At 60.0% G+C, this 19,962-nt stretch carries 13 protein-coding genes; 7 read left to right on the forward strand and 6 right to left on the reverse strand.

Features of this window, described 5'->3' with window-relative positions; translation table 11 throughout:
* Positions 1–280: 280 nt before the first annotated feature.
* The 4 genes from ACWR1S_RS18525 to ACWR1S_RS18540 all read right to left on the reverse strand — a co-directional run bounded on the left by ACWR1S_RS18525 (position 281) and on the right by ACWR1S_RS18540 (position 11,128).
* Positions 281–6,025: a membrane-targeted effector domain-containing toxin gene (locus ACWR1S_RS18525; protein ID WP_454564498.1), complete on the reverse strand. Its 5,745-nt coding sequence runs from the start codon at positions 6,023–6,025 to the stop codon at positions 281–283.
* Positions 6,026–6,231: 206 nt separating this feature from the next.
* A complete protein-coding gene (locus ACWR1S_RS18530) occupies positions 6,232–6,606 on the reverse strand; it encodes a DUF6124 family protein (RefSeq protein ID WP_454564499.1) in 375 nt (124 codons plus the stop codon).
* Positions 6,607–7,135: 529 nt separating this feature from the next.
* Positions 7,136–9,547, reverse strand: a complete 2,412-nt coding sequence (locus ACWR1S_RS18535) for a glucose/quinate/shikimate family membrane-bound PQQ-dependent dehydrogenase (RefSeq protein ID WP_454564500.1) — start codon at positions 9,545–9,547, stop codon at positions 7,136–7,138.
* A 219-nt stretch (positions 9,548–9,766) separates the two neighbouring features.
* Positions 9,767–11,128 carry a carbohydrate porin gene (locus ACWR1S_RS18540; RefSeq protein WP_454564501.1) on the reverse strand — a complete coding sequence of 454 codons (1,362 nt, stop codon included), beginning with the start codon at positions 11,126–11,128 and terminating at the stop codon, positions 9,767–9,769.
* Between the two features lie 301 nt (positions 11,129–11,429).
* Here ACWR1S_RS18540 and ACWR1S_RS18545 point away from each other — a divergent pair, with 301 nt between their 5' ends.
* Together ACWR1S_RS18545 and ACWR1S_RS18550 are read left to right on the forward strand one after the other, a co-directional pair.
* Positions 11,430–11,660, forward strand: a complete 231-nt coding sequence (locus ACWR1S_RS18545; RefSeq protein WP_007916799.1) for a VF530 family protein — start codon at positions 11,430–11,432, stop codon at positions 11,658–11,660.
* Position 11,661: 1 nt separating this feature from the next.
* Positions 11,662–12,303: a Pr6Pr family membrane protein gene (locus ACWR1S_RS18550; protein ID WP_454564502.1), complete on the forward strand. Its 642-nt coding sequence runs from the start codon at positions 11,662–11,664 to the stop codon at positions 12,301–12,303.
* A gap of 95 nt (positions 12,304–12,398) precedes the next feature.
* Here ACWR1S_RS18550 and ACWR1S_RS18555 read toward each other — a convergent pair whose 3' ends face one another.
* Together ACWR1S_RS18555 and ACWR1S_RS18560 are read right to left on the reverse strand one after the other, a co-directional pair.
* Positions 12,399–13,184 carry a siderophore-interacting protein gene (locus ACWR1S_RS18555; protein WP_141128413.1) on the reverse strand — a complete coding sequence of 262 codons (786 nt, stop codon included), beginning with the start codon at positions 13,182–13,184 and terminating at the stop codon, positions 12,399–12,401.
* A 5-nt stretch (positions 13,185–13,189) separates the two neighbouring features.
* Complete coding sequence (locus ACWR1S_RS18560) at positions 13,190–13,756, reverse strand: PadR family transcriptional regulator (RefSeq protein ID WP_454564503.1); 567 nt, start codon at positions 13,754–13,756, stop codon at positions 13,190–13,192.
* A 509-nt stretch (positions 13,757–14,265) separates the two neighbouring features.
* Here ACWR1S_RS18560 and ACWR1S_RS18565 point away from each other — a divergent pair.
* From ACWR1S_RS18565 to ACWR1S_RS18585, 5 genes are all read left to right on the forward strand, one after another.
* Positions 14,266–14,751 (forward strand): CS1 type fimbrial major subunit, encoded by a 486-nt coding sequence (locus tag ACWR1S_RS18565; protein WP_141128415.1) that lies wholly within the window; start codon positions 14,266–14,268, stop codon positions 14,749–14,751.
* 110 nt (positions 14,752–14,861) lie between these two features.
* Entirely contained in the window at positions 14,862–17,384 is a 2,523-nt protein-coding gene (locus ACWR1S_RS18570) for a TcfC E-set like domain-containing protein (RefSeq protein ID WP_454564504.1), read from the forward strand.
* 4 nt (positions 17,385–17,388) lie between these two features.
* Positions 17,389–18,603, forward strand: a complete 1,215-nt coding sequence (locus ACWR1S_RS18575) for a hypothetical protein (RefSeq protein WP_454564505.1) — start codon at positions 17,389–17,391, stop codon at positions 18,601–18,603.
* A gap of 44 nt (positions 18,604–18,647) precedes the next feature.
* Positions 18,648–19,391: a molecular chaperone gene (locus tag ACWR1S_RS18580; protein WP_141128418.1), complete on the forward strand. Its 744-nt coding sequence runs from the start codon at positions 18,648–18,650 to the stop codon at positions 19,389–19,391.
* Between the two features lie 33 nt (positions 19,392–19,424).
* A complete protein-coding gene (locus ACWR1S_RS18585; protein WP_454564506.1) occupies positions 19,425–19,928 on the forward strand; it encodes a CS1 type fimbrial major subunit in 504 nt (167 codons plus the stop codon).
* Positions 19,929–19,962 lie beyond the last annotated feature (34 nt).

Genomic DNA, 19,962 nt, shown 5'->3' on the forward strand with positions numbered 1-19,962 from the left:
ACCTCGGTCAGTCCCCTCTCCCTCTGGGAGAGGGTTAGGGTGAGGGGCTTTTCAGTTGTGAGGCGAGGATTGCGCTGCGATGTGGCTAGTCATTAGGCCGGCTTGTGCCAGTGATTCACAGGTGTAGGTCCGCACCTTCGACTACCTTTTTCCCGCTACACGTTCGCGCCCAATGGGCCGCACTATTCGGTACAGCGCAAAACTGTGGCATCCGTCCATAAACAACCACCGGGCCGTGAAGCCCGGTGGTTGTTGGCAAGGCGCAGATCACCTCTGATGTTTATTTCACCTCGGTCAGTTTCACATCATCGACCAGCATCTCGGTCAAGTTCCGCAGGTATTTGAATCCTTCTTGTTTCTTCCCCCAGCGATCAATGAAAAACAAGCCGTGGTCATTGACCTGGATCGGTGTCACAACGATGTCGCCGGTCTTGGATTTATGCACCAGACGGGGCCCGCCCGTGCCTGTATTTTCGATCATGAACATCCCGGAATCGGTCAGTTTGCTGCGGCTGACAGCCGGCGTCGGGTCGGGTTTATTCTTTCCGGCGACGGCCACTTCCAGCAGGAAATCGCTGCGCAAGGCACGGCTATTGGTGCCGCGTTTGCTGTCCACCACTTCCCACGCCCCGCGATGGATATCTCTGGCCAGATCCGGAGCGGTGTCGCGCACATGGAGGCTGACCGCCGAGAGGGTATCCGCCAGACCCGGCACACCCAGGTTGTAGTTGGTGTGGGCGTTGCCAATGAGCGCCACCCATTTATGCGGTCCGTGTGCCAGTTGGTCGGCTTCGATCACTTGGGTGGCGAAATAGCTGAACATCTCGTTTCGCGAGATATCTTCGTCAGACACACCCTTGAGGTGGTAGGACGCCGTGCAATCGAGTGCCCTGATACGGATGTTGTATTTGGCCGCCGCCTGACAGACCGCTGTGTACGTATCGTTACCGTCATGGGTGGGCATGTGGCCACGGTCCTGAACGCTCAAATAAGCCTTCAGTCTGTCCGGCATGCGCTGTGTGCGATAAAAAATATCCAGGTCGGCCTGGTGCAAGTCGGTGAGCAGATGTTCCACGTAGAGCGTGTCATACCCGGCTTGCTTAAGAGTCTTCATGTACTTTTTCAGCAACGCTTTGCTCGAAACGTGTGCATGAACCTCGCCGATCAACAGGTTCAAGCGGTCGTCGGCCAGCAACCGCAAAAACGCTTCGAACGTGGTGTCTGAGGTGAGCGTCGGGAGCGTGGCCGCTTCGGCGGGGGTGTAGTGAGCAAAAGTGTCCCTGGCCTTTTTCTCCAGACGCCCGCGGTTGGCGATGAACGCATCGAACGCCTGTTTTTCACTCGGTACGGTCGGGCTATAGCGTGAATCCATGGCGTAGGGTTGATGCAGCATTTGCGCGATATCGTCGCGCATGGGGGGCGCAATATCGTATTCGCTGAAATGCTCGACAGCAGGGGCAATCGCTGCTGGCCGGGAGACGGGCTGAGGCGCCTTGTACGCGGTCGGACATTGCACCCGATAATCGCCCCTGGCGGCCGTATCCCCGGCGATGGCACCGGGTGAATCGAGGGCGATGCGTGCCGGCTGATCCAGTGCGACATCTTCCACGCGCACGGCGACAGCCGCGTGCAGGTCGGCCAGACCGGGGGTCTTGTCGAAGGTGCTCATGCGTGATTGTTCGGTGAGGACTACCCAGCGCTCCTCGGGTGCATCGGCGATATCGGCGGCCAGCGTCTTGTGCGAATAGAAATTCCTGATGCTGTTGCTGCGAGGCGTCAATGGCGACACGTCGGCCAGTACCAGGGCCCCCTCCAGTTGGTAGCTGGTCGAAGCATCCAGCGCATGGATCTTCAGACCTTTTTCGCGCGCTGTACGCACCAGTGCCAGATAAGAGAATGGTGCGTTCTTCTCATGTCCCAGCGCACGGTCGACGGCTTCAAGATGGTTTTTGATGTGTCTCCAGGTTCCCCCCTTGTTCATTTTTTCCAGCTTGATATTGAAGACATCGCCCGCCAGGTATTCCACGTAAAGTCGCTTGAAGCCGTTGCTGACGAGTGCGTCCAGATGATCGATCAGCAGTTGTTTGCTGGCGATCGAACCAGGCTGGGCGCCAATGACCAGATTCTTCCCTTTGACCGCGTCGCTGCTGATCAACCGCGCAAATGACAGGTCGTCGGCGACTGGCGGGACTTCGGCGCGGGCTGGCAGCGGGGCACGTCCGGCGAAATGAGCGCTGGCGTCTGTGGTGAGCTTTTCAACCTGCTTCAGGTAGGCGGTGCGTGTCGAGGCGAGTTCATTGACTACGCCGATAATCACCAGGTAGGGACCGGTGGTTACATCGTCCTGACTGCGCAGGAGGATGTCCTCCCGGGTTTGCGGGTTCATCACCGTTTCGATGCGCTGCCGGTATTTGCGCTCCACGCCATAGACCTTGTGCGGACCGGGTGTCTGCGGCACGGCCTGGTACTTGGGCGCGCCGCCGACCACGCCGCTGCGCACCATCATCCCGTCGGAATTGCGCACAGTCAGGATGCCGGTAGAAACCAGGTCGGGGGAATTCGGCTTGCTCCGATAGAGCAGATAACGACCGAGTGCATCTGGACTGTTTCCGGTAAAGAACAGCTGGTTTCGGAAAACCACCACGCGCATGTCATCCCAGTCAGGTTGGGGTGTCACTTGATCGATCACGGACATGACATTCTGTTGTTCGCTGCTGGCACTGGCACTGGCACTGGCACTGGCGCTGCTCTGACGCAACGGCCGGCGCACGGGCTTGAGCGAACGCAGCGCCGGGCGCAGGTCGGTCAGCACCGCGCCGGCACTGTTGAACAGATAACCGAGCAAATGCTGGAAAGCTTCGCCGTGGTCACCCTGGCGGTAAGCGTGCAGGGCGAGCATGGCGTCCTTGAACGCCAGGAGCAGACCGGTGCTCAAGCTCAGCAGCGGGAACGGCGCCGTGGCAATGGCGCCGATCCATTCGACACTGGTCCAGACCAGACTGGCGATCATCTCTGCTCGGCTGGTGGTGGTCGCGTTGACGTCGTCGATGCGCCGTTGCAGCTTCATGTCGTAAAGGGCTGTGCACAGATCACTGACCGCCGCGACCGCGCGGGTCGAGTCGTAACGTGCTGGGCTGGGTGTGGTTTTGTTGAGGTCTTTGGGCAGCCCTTTCTTGATGTTTTCAAGGTGCGTGCGAACCCGGTTCCGGGCGCTGACGCCGACGCGCAAGGTCAGGTATTCGAGCATGCCGGACTGTTGCTGGAGCAGGTAATTGAACAGCCGTGCCTCGCGAAAACCGACACCGTCGGGCGCATCGGGTGTGTAGAGCAGAACCGGGTTGTCGCCATGGCTGAACAGCCATGCATCGAGCACCCATTCGCCGTCGATCATCAACCGGTGGAGCGGATATTTCGTGCGCACGGGGCCGGACGTCTCAGCCATGCTGTCGATACTCTGCTCCAGCCATTGCAGATCATGGCTGGCGATATGGCCCTGCAGCTGGCATTCCAGCGCGGCGCTTTTCATCTGGCGCTGGGTAATGGCCAGGGTCGCGTTGCGCCGAAATTCGTAGCCTTCGCTCGTCGAACGTTGCAGGTCAGCCTTGACCTTGTCGATGTAGCGCTGGCCGATCCACACACCGGTGACCGAGCGCGCGACATTCTGTGCGGTCAGGTTGCTGATATCGATACCCGGCGGGCCTTTGAAGCGCGCCGCGCGGGCAAATTTCTCATCGAGAAAACCGACGCCGTCGGCGTAGCCGTCGCGATAAAGCGTGGTGTAGGTCAAAGGTTTTGGCGTCCACGAGCGCACGAGGGCGGTCGGCGCGAACGCCCACACCGTATCCGGGTCGACATCGTTGGCCGGACGCTTGAGCAGGCGGTTCAAGCTGATTTTTGCTTGCTCGTGTACGTAGTCATCAAACGCCGGAAAGCGACTGCCCGATAAGGCGTGGCGGTTGAACGCGCGCAGGGCGCCTTCAGCGTCTTCGCTCAGGGTCGTCAGCTTGCGGCGGTTGGCAGTGCTGGTCGAGCGGTACCACAGCGGAGTGCTGAAATCGTAGTCGTCGATCCGTGTGGCGAGCACATGTTCAGCCATCGCGCGCAGGCAAGCGGGATGACTGCCGATGTGATCGAACGTGACCTTTTGATGCTCCAGCGCCTCAGGCTTGAAGCTCAGCCCGGCCAACACGTGGCGCAGCTTCGGGCGAAAGCGCATGGGCGCCCGGCTGATCAGGTAGCCGGCCATGCTCTCGGCGACATCACTGTGCCTGGCCCAGCCAAGCAAGTGGGTCTGGCATTCGCGCTCGCTGTCGAAGGCCTGGAATTGTTGCGCTCGCGGCGCCTGTGGCGTGCACAGCAACAGCCGTTTGAGCGTGCCGCCGTCATCGTTCTGGCGCAGTACCCACAAGCCCTGCAACTGCGCGCCGTGCAGCGACAGGGTGGCGGCGTGCAGATGGCGATCGCTGCCGTTACGCAGACGCTGAATCAGTTGCAGATCACTGTCGAGCAGGTGCCCTTGCAGCACCGCCGTGTGAGCGAGGGCGACGATGCGGCGATCGAGCATCTGCTCGATGGCGGGTTTGATCGCGGGCTTGGCCTGTAGTGCTTTTTGCAAGTGATTGAAGTCGATACGAGGCTGCAGCTCCACGGCTTGCTTGATCAGCCAGGCCGGCGTCACGTCTGCGTAGGTTGGCGGCAAAGGCGCGTCATCGTAGGTGAGGGTGGTGTACTTCAAAAACGCCGAGCCCGGTAATTCATCGCCGGTGTGCGGGCCGCGCAAGGACAGCTCGAGCAGACTGGATTGATGCACATAAACGCCGTAGCCCGGCACTCGGCGATCGGTCGAAATGCTTAACTTTTCCGGCTCGAGATCGTCGATTTCCAGGTCTTCGCTCAGGCGCTCCAGCCATTGCTGGCGGGCCAGTGCCGTCAGACTGCCTACCGGCTCCATCAGGTCGAGCAGGTGTTGCCGCGCCTGCTGGTAATTGCCTAGATGCTGCGCCAGCGCGTCTTTTTGCGCGGTGCTGGCGCTTCGAAACCAGTCCGGTGCGCTGTCGCGCAGGTGGCGTTCGAACAAGGTTTGCGCGCGTAATGCCAAGCGCGGCGTGATATCCGGCAGGGCGGCGGCAATTGCGCGTTGCAGCGCGGCGAGCAATTGCTTGGGGTCTTGCTGCGGGTTATCGGCGAAGCTCAAGGCGCGCTCGATATCCTGCGTGCGTTTTTCGATCAGCGCATCGTAGGTGTGTTCGAACAAGGGTTTGCTGTCGATCGGCGCGAGCAGCAGCGGCCAGATGCCTGCTGCGCCCACCGCGTGATAGCGCGTCGGCAACATGGACATGAACTCCTCGCTACCGCTGGCGTGGTTCAGCGATGTTCGCAGTTGGCTGTCGAGATCAGCAAGGGAGTTGAAAAACTCGATACCTCTTGCGGGGGTGAACAGCAGGGCGAAACCCATGCTCTGGTCGGTCTGCAAGTCCTTGACGCGGCGAGTGTCTTTTTCCGTGACCACAAAGGCGCCGGCCAGCTCAACGGTGGTGTCTTGATAGCTGAACTGCAGCGCGTACATGGCCGGACGCAGCATCGGCACCGCATTGAGTTTTTGCAGCAGTTCGCCGGCTTGCGGATGCAGCAGGCGGTCGGTGACGGCCTGTCTGGCTTCGTGGCCGATGGCGGTGAAGCCTGCGTCATATTTGAGGAAGGTTTTCGCCGGTTTGTCGTCGATCCGGTCGCGTTGATCCATGTTGATCAGTTGAGTGGTCAGTCTGACTTTCAGCGTGGCAATCAGCTGTTGGCCTGCATCGCTTTGCAGATCGCTGTTTTCCAACGCCTGATACAGCGCGCGGCTGCGTTGCAGGTAGCTTGTTCGGTAGGTTTTCAATTGTGCTTCGAGGCGTTTCAGGAAGGCCTGTTCGCGGGTCGGTTTTTGTTCGGGAAGCAGTGGAGTTTGTGTATCGAACAGGTGATGGGCGATCGCGTTGAGATCGCTTTTGATCTCTTCGGGGGAGGGCGTTGTGGCGGGGTTCATGGGCGCTTTCCATGCTGAGGGTGAGGGGGCAGCATGGCGAGGGGCAGTGGAGGGCGGGTGGTATCTATGTATAGGAGGGGAGTGATCTCTCGATGTGTTCGAGTGCGTCGAACGGCCCTCAGACCTGCTCGCGAAAGCGCTGTTTCAGTCACCCAAACGGCTGAATGGGCTGACGCCTTCGCGAGCAGGCTCGCTCCCACAGGGAGTTAGCTGTGTGTTGGGGATTGCGCGATTTCGTGGTTATCCAGCACGCGGTTCACCGCCAGTTCGGCGAGCATGATGATCTGCTGGATCGCCAGAATCGTCCGTCGCTGCGGCAGGTCGATGTAGGCGGCGATGTCGCTGGTCATCAGGCTGGCCTGGGCCAGGGATTCGCAGGCGTGGACCAGCAGGCTTTCGCTGTCTTGCTCGGGCGCGACCTGGAACATGGTGCTGGGTTTGTGGAAGCGCAGGGTTAACGCGTTGGGCTTGAGATAGTGGTCGAGGGCGCGTTCGGCGGCTTCGTGGAATTTCTTGGAATCGGGGGATTCGTAGGGCGAGGTGTCGTTGGTTTCGGGGGGATTGGGTGTTGGCTTTTTCATGATGAATACTCAGTTGGTGAAAGTGGAGCTGCCTTCGATTGCCGCGACGCAATCTGAGGTGGCAGCTGTACGCGGGTTCGCGGACCGATAACTGAGAAATCGGCATACCCCCAACGAAGGTATCCCGCGCACAGCCGCCATGACACAAACAACGGGCACCGAGGTGCCTTCAGGTTGGCGATTATGCATCAGTTATCGGGCCGCGACGCCCGTTCGCTGAATTTGCAGCGACCCCCAGAGCCTATCCAGCCAATTTCCGAGGCACAACCGACGCGACTTGTCGGAAAACTCCGCGCAATTTTCAACGTCTGTAGGACGAGCACATTTCCCACAGATAAACACTTTTCAACCTGTGGGAGCGAGCTTGCTCGCGAAAGCGGTGTGTCAGGCACCGTAGATGTTGAATGTGCTGACGCCTTCGCGAGCAAGCTCGCTCCCACAGGGTTCTGCGGTGGGTTCAAAATTGGCGTGCACAAAAAAAGGCGATGTCCCTCACGAGACATCGCCTTTGTTTTACCGCCGCTAAAACTTATTCCGGCAGTTTGTACGCAATCACGTAGTCACCCATCTTGGTGCCCAGCGAACCGTGACCGCCGACAACCAGCAGCACGTATTGCTTGCCGTCCTTGCCGGTGTAAGTCATCGGAGTCGCTTGACCACCTGCTGGCAGACGCGATTTCCACAGCTCTTTACCGCTGTTGACGTCGTACGCACGCAGGTACTGGTCGAGGGTGCCGCTGAGGAAGCCGACGCCGCCAGCCGTGACCATCGAGCCGCCCATGCTTGGGACGCCAAGGGTGAAGCCGATCGGGATGGGCGAGCTGTCGCGGCTGGTGCCGTTCTTGCGTTTCCACACGACTTTGCTGGTGGTCAGGTCGATACCGGCAACGTAACCCCAGGCCGGGGCCTGGCACGGTACGCCGAGTGGCGACATGAACGGGTGCATGATCACGGCGTATGGCGCGCCAGTGTTCGGTTGCACGCCAGCGGTTTCGCTTTCGCGTTTGCTGCCGGCGGCGACTTGCTCGCGTGGCACCATTTTCGAAACGAAGGCCATGTAGTTCGGGCTGGTGAACAGCATTTGGCGAACCGGGTCGACCGAGACGCCGCCCCAGTTGAACACGCCGACGTTACCCGGATAGATCAGGCTGCCCTGTTCCGACGGCGGGGTGTACTGGCCTTCATAACGCAGTTCCTTGAACTGGATGCGGCACAGCATCTGGTCGAACGGGCTCGCGCCCCACATGGCTTTTTCGGTCAGTTCCGGGGCCAGCAGGTTGAGGTCCGAACGGGCCTGGGTCGGTGCGGTGTGGTCGCCTTTCACGGCGCCCTGCGGGACCGGGATTTCCTTGATCGGAATGATCGGCGTGCCGTCACGACGGTCGAGGACGTACAGGCTGCCCTGTTTGGTCGGGGCGATCAGCGCCGGTTTCACGCCGTCGGCGGTTTTCATGTCGAGCAGGGTTGGCTGGCTGCCAACGTCCATGTCCCACAGGTCGTGGTGAGTGAACTGGTAGTTCCAGCGCACTTTACCGGTGGCCAGGTCCAGGGCTACAACACCGGCGCTGAATTTCTCGGCGCCCGGGGTGCGATCAGCGCCCCACTGGTCTGGGGTCTGGTTGCCCAGTGGCAGGTAAACCATGCCGAGTTTTTCGTCGACACTGGCCAGCGACCACATGTTCGCCGAGTTGCGGCTGTAGGTTTCGCCCGGTGCCAATGGCTCGGTGGCGTCTGGCTTGTCGCTGTCCCAGTTCCACACGAGGTGGCCATCGCGCACGTCGAAGGCGCGGATCACGCCCGATGGCTCGTTGGTCGATTCGTTGTCGGTCACGTGACCGCCCATGATCACCAGATCACGGGTAATCGCCGCTGGCGAGGTGGAGTAGTAGCCGCCAGCGGTGAACGGGCCGATGCCTTGGGTCAGGTCAACCACGCCGTTTTTGCCGAAGCCTTCGCAGATCTTGCCGGTGTCGGCGTTCAGGGCGATCAGGCGGGCATCAGCGGTTGGCAGGTACAGACGACGCGGGCAGGCCTGAGCAACGGCTTTGCCGGCTTCGGAAATCACCGCGGAGGCGGCGTTTTCAGACTTGGCGTAAGCGGCTTCGTCGTAGTACGACACGCCACGGCAGGTCATGTGGGCGAAGCCTTTGAAGCCGACCGGGCTCTTGATCTGCGGGTCGAAGCGCCACAGTTCTTTACCCGTGTCCGGGTCCAGGGCCAACACTTTGCTGTGCGCGGTGCAGGCATAGATCATGCCGTTGGCTTTCAGCGGGGTGTTTTCGTTGGTCAGCTCGACCGGGTCATCCGCGGTCGGCAGGTCGCCGGTCTGGATGCGCCAGGCTTCTTGCAGCTTGCCGACGTTGGCTGGGGTGATCTGCTTCAGCGGCGAGTAACGGTCACCGAACTCGGTGCGGCCATAGGCCTGCCAGTCGCCATCGGGCATGGCTGGCGCGGTGCTGGTGGTGTCCGCGGTGTCGCGGCCCAGTTCACCGAAGGTTTCGCCCGGGTGGGTGAACAGGCTGGCCAGAGCGGTGACGCCGGCCAGCACCACAGCGACGGTCAAACCGCCAGTGCCCATCGGTGCCGGGCCGTTAAGCAACAGCGGACGACGGAACCACGGCAGCAACATCACGAAGCCGAGGACAAACCACAGGGCCAGACGTGGCACCAGTTGCCACCAGTCCAGACCCACTTCCCACAGCGCCCAAACGGTGCTGGCAAACAGAACGATGGCATACAGGCCCAGTGCCGCGCGACGGCGCATCAGCAACAGGATGCCGCTCAGCGCAATGCCGATACCGGCCAGCAGGTAGTACAGCGAGCCGCCGAGCATGCTCAGCTTGACCCCACCGGCCAACATGGCCAGGCCCATCAGTAGAAGCAGAATGCCGAGCAGGCTCGGTAGCAAACGGCCCCGACTCGAAGCACTTTCGGTGCTCATAGTGTGATTCTCCGTGACGTTTTATGTAGTCCCGCGCTGTAGTCACTGTAGATGACGATTTGGCGTGGGCATGGTTCAGATAAAAACTTGTCTAGCTAACGAATTTCATTTGTGTAGGAGTGAGCCTGCTCGCGATGGCGGTGTGTCAGGCAATATCTGTGGTGGCTGACTTACCGCTATCGCGAGCAGGCTCACTCCTACATTGATCCGTGGTGTGCTTTAGAACGAGGACTGGATCTTGATCCCGCCGATCAGGGCGTCGTCGACGTCGTTCACGCCACCGGGGTGGCGGATGTATTGCAGGTTCGGGCGCACGGTCAGCCAGTTCGTTACATGCACGCCGTAATACAGTTCGGCGCTGTATTCGGTGTCTTGCGGCGGCAGGAACGACGGATCGTCGTAGTCGTACACCGCGTTGGCGCGGTTACTGGCTTCGGCGTTTTTGCGCAAGGCCGGGTTGACGTGCACGCGGGCGAGGGCGAAACCGATGTCATCCTTGGCGCGCGCATCGAACGGGCCTTTGTAGGTGATGCCGGCCTGCACGTAGTTGTCGATCGCGTTGGTTTTCTTGTCGTGCATCGTGCCGTTGGCGAACACGCTCAGGCCACGGGAGTTGTCGCTGGCCATGCTGGTGATTTGCTGTTGCACACCGAGCCATACGCCGTGTTTGCTCGACGCGCTGCGGTAGGCTTCGCCGCTGAGAGCCGCCGGTTGGCCGTGGCTGTCTTTATAGACGTCGCTGGCCTTGGCGTTGCTGTAGTAGTAACCGGCGCGGTATTCGCCCGGCAGACCGTTGAGTTTCGGCGTCCACACCAGTTCGATCGGCAGGATCGCGCCCTGGGTGCCGCTGCCGCTGAGTTTGAAGCCGTTGCCGCGATCGAGGTTCGACGGGTTCTGCTCGTAAGCGCCGACCTGTGCATACAGTTCCGGGGTCAGGTGATATTTGACGCGCATCGCCCACTGGCTGACCGGCCAGTTGTACCAGATGCCGCCGACCCAGTTGCCGACCTGCGAGCCGCAGAACGCGAGGTTCTGGAAGTCGCACGGGAAGCTGTTGAAGTCTTCGCCTTCGCCGAAACGGCCGACTTTGATGTCGAGTTTCTGATCGAAGAATTTCTGCTGATACCACATCTGCGTCAGGCGCGTGGTCTGGCCACGGCCCCAGACTTCCTGGGCCGAGGTGAAGCCGCCAACGCGCGGATCGTTGATGCGGTCGTTGCTGATGTTGTTGCCGCTGCGCTTGGTGATGGTCAGTTGAAACTCGGCGTCGTCCCAGCCAAGGATCTTTTGCAGGTCGAGGTGGGTGCCGAGGCCAAACTGATCGCTATAGCGCGCAGTGCGGTCATGGTCGTAGCCGCCGTGCAGGTTGCTGCCCATTTCGCCGGTGTAATCGAGCTTGAAGTCGTAGCCTTTTTCCGAGAGTTCGGTGCGCGTGCCGTTCCAGTCACCGAGCATGTACGGTGATTCACTGTCGAACGCAGGGGCCGCTTGGACGCTGGTGGCGAGGCCGAGGGCGGTGCAGCCGCCAAGGGTGCGCAGGGCTGAGATAGCGCTGTCTCGGGAGAAGGAGAAATCGGGCATGGCTAAGTCTTTTTTTGGTGTTTTCGGGGGTGCGAGCTGAGTGCTTCAATAAGTCGCAGGCAGTGAAGCGATTCAGCGGAAGGGCGGCAGGATAATGATCTGTTACAAAAAGACAAAGGCCTTTTGTGAACATGCAGCGTTTCGGATTCGGTAACAGTGCGGCAAACGGGCGCATTGTCGGTCGGGCCGTGGCCTGCGATCTTTTCAGGTTGGCCTACATTTGAAGGTAGGCCTTCCACCCGAACACCCCCTCGGCTAAGGTGCGCGGCTTCTGCATTTTCACTTCGCCCAAAGGCCTGGCATGAACGAACAAACCCCCGATCCGCTGCACGGCGTGACCCTTGAACAGATCCTCAACGCCTTGGTGAGCCATTACGAATGGTCGGGCCTGGCCGAGCGCATCGATATTCGCTGCTTCAAGAGCGACCCGAGCATCAAGTCGAGCCTGACGTTTCTGCGTAAAACGCCGTGGGCGCGTGAGAAGGTCGAGCGTTTGTACGTGAAGTTGATGCGCACCAAGCGACCGCTCTGAGATGGACGCCGGTTGTTGGCGTCGTCGCCTGATCACCTGCGCAGCCATACTGGGCTGGGCGGGGTTGGGCATTCAGCTGTACCTGATTTTTTTCGCGCGCTTGAGCATCGGCGCCAGCCTGCTGGGTGGGTTGGTGAGTTTTTTCAGCTACTTCACGATCCTGACCAATACGCTGGTGGCGACGGTGCTGACCTGTGCCGTGACCGATCGCGAATCCGCCGCGCGCCGCTGGTTTTTGCAGCCGTGGGTGAGTAGCGCGATTGCGGTGAGTATCGTCGTGGTCGGTCTCGCCTACAGTATTTTGCTGCGGCATTTGTGGCACCCGCAAGGTTGGCAATTTATTGCTGACGAGTTGCTGCACGACGTGATGCCGCTGCTGTTTCTTGGCTATTGGTGGGTGTGCGTTCCGAAGGGCACCTTGCGGTTGTGGCATCTGCCGGTGTGGCTGATTTATCCGCTGGTGTATTTCATTTACGCGTTGCTGCGCGGGCATTGGCTCGGCGCCTATGCGTACCCGTTCATTGATGTGGCGCTGTTGGGTTATCCACAGGTGCTGGTCAATGCCGGGGGGATTTTGGTGGGGTTTGTGGGGATTGGGTTGTTGGTCATCGGCCTGGACCGCTGGAGATTTGCACGAAGTTAAAGCACCTGAGCTGCCGCAGGCTGCGATCTTTTGACTTTGCTTTTTCAAAAACAAGATCAAAAGATCGCAGCCTGCGGCAGCTCCTACAAGGGATATCACTCTTCTTCGGATCCTTCAGCGCGCCAGTAGCCGACAGCCTTGATCAGTTGCTCATCCAGCCCATGCTCATCGATCAGCACCCGGCGGATCTGCCGTGAAACCTTGGTCTCGGTCGCGACCCACGCATACACATTGCCCTTGGGCACCTGCAATTGTTTCACCGTCGCCAGCAAATTGTCCTTGCTGCCTTCGCGCAGCACCCAGATCACGTTGACCTGCGCCGGGCTTTCCAACACCTGTTGTTCTGCACCGTTTTCCACTTCGATCACCACCAGCGCCTTGCGATTGGCCGCCAGGCCTTCTAGGCGGCGGGCGATGGCGGGCAGGGCGGTTTCGTCGCCGATCAGCAGGTAGCTGTCGAAAATGTCCGGGACGATCATTGAGCCACGGGGGCCGCCGATGTGCAGGAATTGTCCTGGTTTGGCTTGCTCAGCCCAAGTCGAAGCAGGGCCGTCGCCGTGCAGGACGAAATCGATATCGAGTTCGAGTGCGTCGAGGTCATAGCGACGCGGGGTGTAGTCGCGCATTTCCGGCTTCGGCCCGTCGTCCTTGCCGGCGCCGAGCACCATCGTTTCGAGTGCGGCAGCCTGTTCGGCGTTCTGCGGGAACAACAGCTTGACGTGATCGTCAGTGCCAAGGCTGATGAACCCGGCCAATTCCGGCCCGCCGAGGGTGATGCGGCGCATGCGCGGGGTCAGGTCGACCACGCGCAACACCTCAAGCTTGCGGCGTTTGATTTCGTGCATCACGCGGTGAATGGTTTGGCTATCGACTGCAGTCATTGGCTTTACTCCGAAACAGGTTGAACGGCAGGGCCGTCGACGATGGCTTTGGCGGTGTCGTTGAGCAGGTCACGCACGCGCAGGATTTCTGCCGGGCTCCAGCGGCCGTGGTGCATTTGCAGGGCATGACGCAGGTTGTGTACCGCCTCGTGGATTTCCGGCGGACGATCATGGCCGCGCAGTGAACGTTTGCTCACATCGATGCGCATGCGCACGCCGTCGAGGGCAACGGCTTGTTCGCTTAAAGACAAACGCCCGGCCTCGGTGACGCTGTAACGTTTTTTGCCGCCCTCGGCGTCGCCGGTGATCAGCTCGCTCTCTTCGAGAAAGGTCAGGGTCGGGTAGATCACCCCGGGACTCGGGCTGTAGGCGCCGTCGAACATGCCTTCGATCTGGCGGATCAGGTCGTAGCCGTGGCACGGCTGTTCGGCGACCAGCGCCAGCAGCAGCAATTTCAGGTCACCGGGGGCGAACACCCGGGGACCACGGCCGCCGCGCTCGCGTCCGGGGCGCTTTTCGAAGCCGTCACGGCCGTCGCCATGTTCGCGGTGGGGGGAATGATGGTCTCTCATTTCAGTCTTCTCTCGTCGTGTTTAGATACAACTTAAGATATATCTTAAGTCCCGCGCAAGACGTTTTTTCCCGGAGCGCGGTGCTGGCTGACGAGCGGCAGATCGACTCAAACGCAAACGATGATTTTTTCGCCGGTTGTCGGAAACGATAACTTGAAAGTTAAAGTCATCACTCTATTTCGCGTAGAGTATATATTCTAAATGGCAATAAGTTGCCGTGCTGGAAGGGCGAAGTTGCTGTATGTTTTTTTAACTAAAACTGTCTGTAGGGTGGAACTTACAGTCACTGTTTCAAATGTCGTTATTTTGTTCTTTTTTCTTGCGGGTCATGGGGTCGATTAACTACGAGGCTGTCGGAAGTTGCCTGCTTACATTCCAGAGACAACAGCCGATGATGCCCCTGCATTGAAAGTTCAAGTTGATCTGACGCAACTCGGGCAGAGATTCGGGCACTCAACTTCTTGAGCTTTTAATGCTCATCCCCCTATCAAGAAAACAGGTACATAACGATGTTCAAGAAACTCGCAATCGCCGCTCCACTGGCTCTTCTGGCACTCGGTTCCACTGGCGCATTCGCTGCCGGTGAAGCGTCGCACTCGATCAGCCTTGTCGCGCATGTGCCGACCAACGGTTTCTATGTCGTGCCGACCGATCCGGATCTGGTCAACAAGGACCAGGACATGAGCTATCAGCCGACCACCGGCAAGATGCGCGACGTCAACGGCTTCTTCGATGTGCGCAACAACAACGGCTCGGTACACGCCAGCCTTGAGAGTCAGCCGAAACTGGTGGCCGGCAACACCACCATCGACTTGCAAGTTTTGCTCAACAACAAGGAACTGACCCTGACCCCGCAAATGGTCGTAGGTGAGTCCGAGTCGGACGTCAACTATCGCGCCCCGCTGAAAATCACCGCCCGAGGCAGCAACTTCCAGCCGGGTGATTACACCGGTTCCGTGGCGATGATTTTTGATGCAGTGCCACCGGTCAACTGATCGCGTGAACACGCATTAAGCGCCCGACCCTACAGCGGCGTTAACCGACGGGGCAGGCACAAGTGTTTGCCCCGTCGGACTTCCATTGTTTGTAATCAGAGTACGAGTTCATGTTCCCGATGACACCCATCGCGGCTGCGCTTGCGCTGTTGTTTTGTGCCAGCGCAGCCGTGGCTTCCAGCAACGCCGGTACGACACCTCGCAGTCTGTTGGCGCAGGCCAAAGGTTTGCCGGCGGATTTCGAGGAGCATTTCTTTGATGTGCCTCTGGCGGTGCGGGTCGAAGTCGACCAACAACCGCTGGGCGAGGCCATGGTGGTGTTGTCCCGCGATGATCGCATCACCCTGCTCGAATTCACCGACACCAGCGAAAACCGCTTCGGCGCCGCCGAACGGGAAAAGTGGGCGAGTTTTCTCAAGCCCGGCGTGCCGCTGGGAGCGTGCAGTGGTTCGTGCCCGGATCAGTTTCTGGCGGTGCACTACAACCTGGAAAGCTCGCTGGTATCGATCGTTACCGAAAACGCTGAACGCGACGTGGCCGCCAAGCGCTATTACGAACAACCTGACGGCGGCAGCAGTGGCTTGATGGTGCGTAACCAGCTCAATCTCAATGGCGGTCAGGATCAGGACCTCGGCGGACGCTTCGGCCTTGAGGCCAGCTCAAGCCTGGGCAACTGGAGCCAGACGCTCAACCTGCAAATGGCCCGCCTCGGCGGCCCGGACGACAAGCTTTATCACGCAATCCACGAGTTACACACCCAGCGCGAACTGCAAGGCAGTTTTTTCCGTCTGGGCTATTTCACCCCCAATTCCGAAGGGCTGACCCGCCAGCCGCGCACGTTCGGCACCAGCCCCGACACCGCCGTCGGCGTCATGTATGGCAGCTCCGACAGCCTGGCCATCAACAGTCCGATGCCCAGCGTTTATCCGATCTATGTCACCGCCAACCGCCAGGGCTCGGTGGAAATCTGGCGCGATGGGTTGCTGATCAACACGCAATCAGTGCCCGCCGGTTTGCAGACCCTCGACACCCGGCCATTGCCCGGCGGCATCTATGAAGTGGAAGTGCGCCTGATCGAAGACGGCCAGATCACTTCCACCACTCAGGAGTTGGTGTACAAGCCCAACAACTGGCGCAACCTCGACGAACGCTGGCGCTATAACGTCTTCGCCGGTGAAGAAAAGAAACTGCTGAGCAACTGGGACACCCAGTCCAGCGGCAGCCCCACGGCCGGCGCTTCAGTGAACTACTTGTTGCACCCACGGGTGATTCTCGGCCTGTCGGCGCGGCAGATTCGCGAAAAACTGCAGTACGGCACCTCGATCGACTGGACCCTGGCCAATCACATCAGTCTGTACGCCAACGTCTATAAAACCGAGGATTACGGCACCGGTCTCGATCTGCAAAGCCTCTATAACTATGGCTCGGGCAGCGTGGTCGTCAGCCACACCCGCAGCTGGCTCGACACCACTTACACCTACGACACCTTGCCGGACGGCACCCGCGTTCGCCCGCGCAATGTATTTGTCGGCCAGACCAGCAACTCGTCGCTGGCGCTCAACCATCGGCTCACCAGCAAAAGTTCGGTCAATGCGCGGATCGCCCACAGCGAAGGCAACGTCGAAGGCATGGGCGTGGATCTGGGCTGGACCCAGCGCACCGAACTGTTTGGCAGCGATGCCAGTTGGCGCCTGTCGCTGTTCGACCGGCCGGGCAGTTACAGCAGTGGCGATGCGCGCAATCGCGGGGTCGACTTGAGTGTCAACCTGGCACTTGGCGCGCCCGGCCAGCAAATCACCGGCAGCATCGGTTCACGTACGGCCCGCGACGGCGCGCGTGACAACAATGCCTCGCTCGGCTGGCGCAAGGATTTCAAGGATCACGTGCTGCAAAGCGTATCGGTCACCGCACTCACCGACACCTATGGCCTGGGCATGTCGAGCCTGACCAATTTCCGCACCGATGCGGTCAATGGCGATGCGTTTGTCCAGCGTTCGTCCTACAACGGCAATTTCACCGGCGGCCTCAACGTCGACAGCACGCTGGTGGTCGGCGGCCAGCAAATGCTCATGACCAGCCAGAGCGAGGTGCGCGGCGCGGGGCTGATTGTCGACGTTGAGTCGGACATCGAGGACATCGTCCTGCGCGCCGACGATTACAGCGGCGGCGGGGCGGCCTTGAAACCGGGGCGCAATTTCATCCCGATCACCGCCTACCAGAACAGCTCGGTGAGTTTCGACTTCGAAGGCAACAACGTACCGGCGGCGACCATCGAACCAGCGCGCAGCCGGTATCACCTGAACAAGGGCGGCGTGGAATACCGCAAGGTGCGGGTGATGAGAACCCTGACCGTGCTCGGCCGGCTGATCGATGAGCAAGGACGCCCGCTCAAGGGCCATCACGTGATCAACCACGCCAGTCGCGGTGTCACCGAAGTCGATGGCTTCTTCTCCATGGAAATGAATGCCGGCTCACCGACCCTGGAAGTACGACAGGGCAATCAGTTGCTGTGTCAGTTCCGTCTCGATGCCGGCAGCCATCGCAGTGAAAACAACGTGTTGATGATCGGCGACCTGCGGTGCACGCCGGACACGCTGGCCGATGTGACGACCACAGAACAGAAGGCGGGTTGAAGGGATGAAATTGCTAGCAGGAAGCTTGGGATTGGCGCTGACGCTGGGTGTTGCCACGGCGCAGGCGGCCAGTCATGAAATTCGCGCGATGTTCCAGCCGGACCCTTCGCAGCCGAGCAAGAACGTGTTCGTCAACAAGACCCCGAACAGTGGGTATTGCGCTAATTATCCAGACCAATGTGCGGACAACGCGATGTTCAGCATTCAGTTGCCGGTTCGTTTCAGTTCCACGCGCGCGCTCTATCAAGGTGAGGTCGTGCCGATAAAGGTGCCCGCCAATTGGCGACGATTGACAGTGACCAATGCGGATACGCAGGAAACGGAGAGTGTAGAAGTGCGCATCACCGGTATCGGTTCGAATTTCGTTCTGAGCCACCCCGCCAATGAGTTGGTTGGTGTAAGTGACCTTCTTGAAGGCCATCAGAAACTCTGGACCACCAGCAGTTGGGTCTATGCGCCTGCTCCCTGTCAGTACAGCGGCGTGGGGGCATTCGGCCCTGCCAGTTACCGGTTTTTCTGGAAAACCCCCGTGGAGGCATTCTGTACCAAGAGAAACGCATACCCCATTCCGTCCATTTATTTCGACACGCTCGACTTCGCCTACGAATTGCGTACGCCTAATCCACTGGGCATGTCCTCTGGTCTCTACACCGGTTCCATGGCTTACAGCCTTGGCAATGGCGGCGATTTCGATCTGGGGCCGTTGATGCAACCGGACGACGCCAACCTGACCCTGGACTTCGTACTCGACGTGCAGCACACCCTCAAGGTCGATCTGCCACCGGGTGGCAGCCAGGTGTCACTGGAGCCGGAAGGTGGGTGGTCGCGCTGGATCGACAGCGGGCGCAAGCCGACGCGGATTTTCCGCGATCAGTTGTTCTACTTGTCAGCGTCGTCGCGCTTCAAGGTCAAGATGCTGTGCAACTCCACCGGCGGCACGGCCTGCAAGCTTGGCAGTGCGCAGGGCAATACCACCGAGGTTGAGGTCGGCCTGTCGCTGCCGCCGGGCATTACCGGCACCGGCGGTGGCAATGTCGCCCGTCTGCCCTTGCGCCACGACGAATGGGAAGGGCCGTTTCAGCCCAGCCTGTACGTGGATCGCAAACCCGGCACGCTGCACTTCAACATGACTCCGTTTGCCATCGACTTTCTCCTGCGCCCCGGCTTGAACGACCGGCTGCGCGGCAACATCACCATTATCTGGGACTCGGAAGCATGACCGTCCGTGTCTGGCCTTCTGCACATTTCAGGGAGTTGAAGACAATGAACCGTGGTTTTCTGCTGAGCCTGCTCAGCGTGTTTTGCCTGACGGCGCAGGCCGGCCCGCAGATCAATGTCGGCACCGTGTACGACTATCTCGATGCCGACAAAAGTACCTACCTCAAACGGGTATTCAACAGCGGCGACGCCACCGCGTTCGTCAAGATCAATGTGCTGGAAATTGTCTACGGCGCTGATGGCGCTCCGCAGGAAATTCCCGTCGAAAATGCCGCCGACGGCGCCTCGCGCAATGGCCTGATGGCCAGCCCCGCACGGCTGATCGTGCCGGCTCAGGGCATGCAGGGCACGCGGTTGTTGTACATGGGCGTGCGTGATCGTGAACGCTATTTCCGTGTGCGTTTCGTACCCGTGGTGCCGGAACAGGAAGACGATTTTGTCGTCAGCAGTGAAGAGCGCGACGACTACAAGAAGTCCCTGACGGCCGGCGTCAACGTGATGACCGGCTTCGGCACGATCTTTTTCGTGCGGCCCAGGGATGCCCGCTTCGCCACGGTCGTCAATGACACTGACAGCCGTTACGAGCTACGCAACGACGGCAACACGGTGATCATCGTCGACGAATTCAAAAGCTGTTCGCTGGCCAAGGAAACCGATTGCGGCGCCACCACCAAGCACCATGTGCTGGCGGGCAAGAGCTTTGCTTTCGATAAAGAGAAAGGTCGCGAATACCGCTTCTTCCTGATCGAAGGCAGCGAGAAGAAAACCATGAAGATCGCCAGTCGCTAGGCCGGTTTTCCAATGACGCATCGGGTAACCCACATGATCAAGCAATCCATCGCCGGCGCATTGCTGGCCGCTACCGCGCTGGTCGGCGCCGGGGCGTGGGCCGCGCGCGAAGAACACACCTTCGAAGTGTCCCTGACCATTCCCAGTCGCCCGTTCTACATCATCCCGGCCGAGCCGGACTGGATCCACCGCCCGCAACGGCTGGCCTGGGATTACCCGCGCGCCACCCTCGGCGGCCTGGAGAAAAATTTCGATGTGCGTCATGACAGCAGCGCAATCGAGGCTCGCCTGGGGTCCGAGCCGTTCCTGGAAAATGGCCGCCCCGGCGAAATCATCGAGCTGCAGGTCACCTTCAATGGCGTCGAATTGAGCTCGCACATCATCCCGCGCCAAGTGCTCTCGCAGGAGGAAGCCGCCACCGGCAAACGCGTGGCGTTGAAGATCGAACCGATCGAACCCGCCGGCGGTTATCGCTCAGGGGATTACAACGGCAACGTGGTGTTGCTGTTCAACGCGCGGGCACCGGGGGCGCAATGAAAACAACACAGATCAGGCTCATCAGAGGCAGGAC

It is taken from the genome of Pseudomonas sp. AIG (assembly GCF_977020205.1).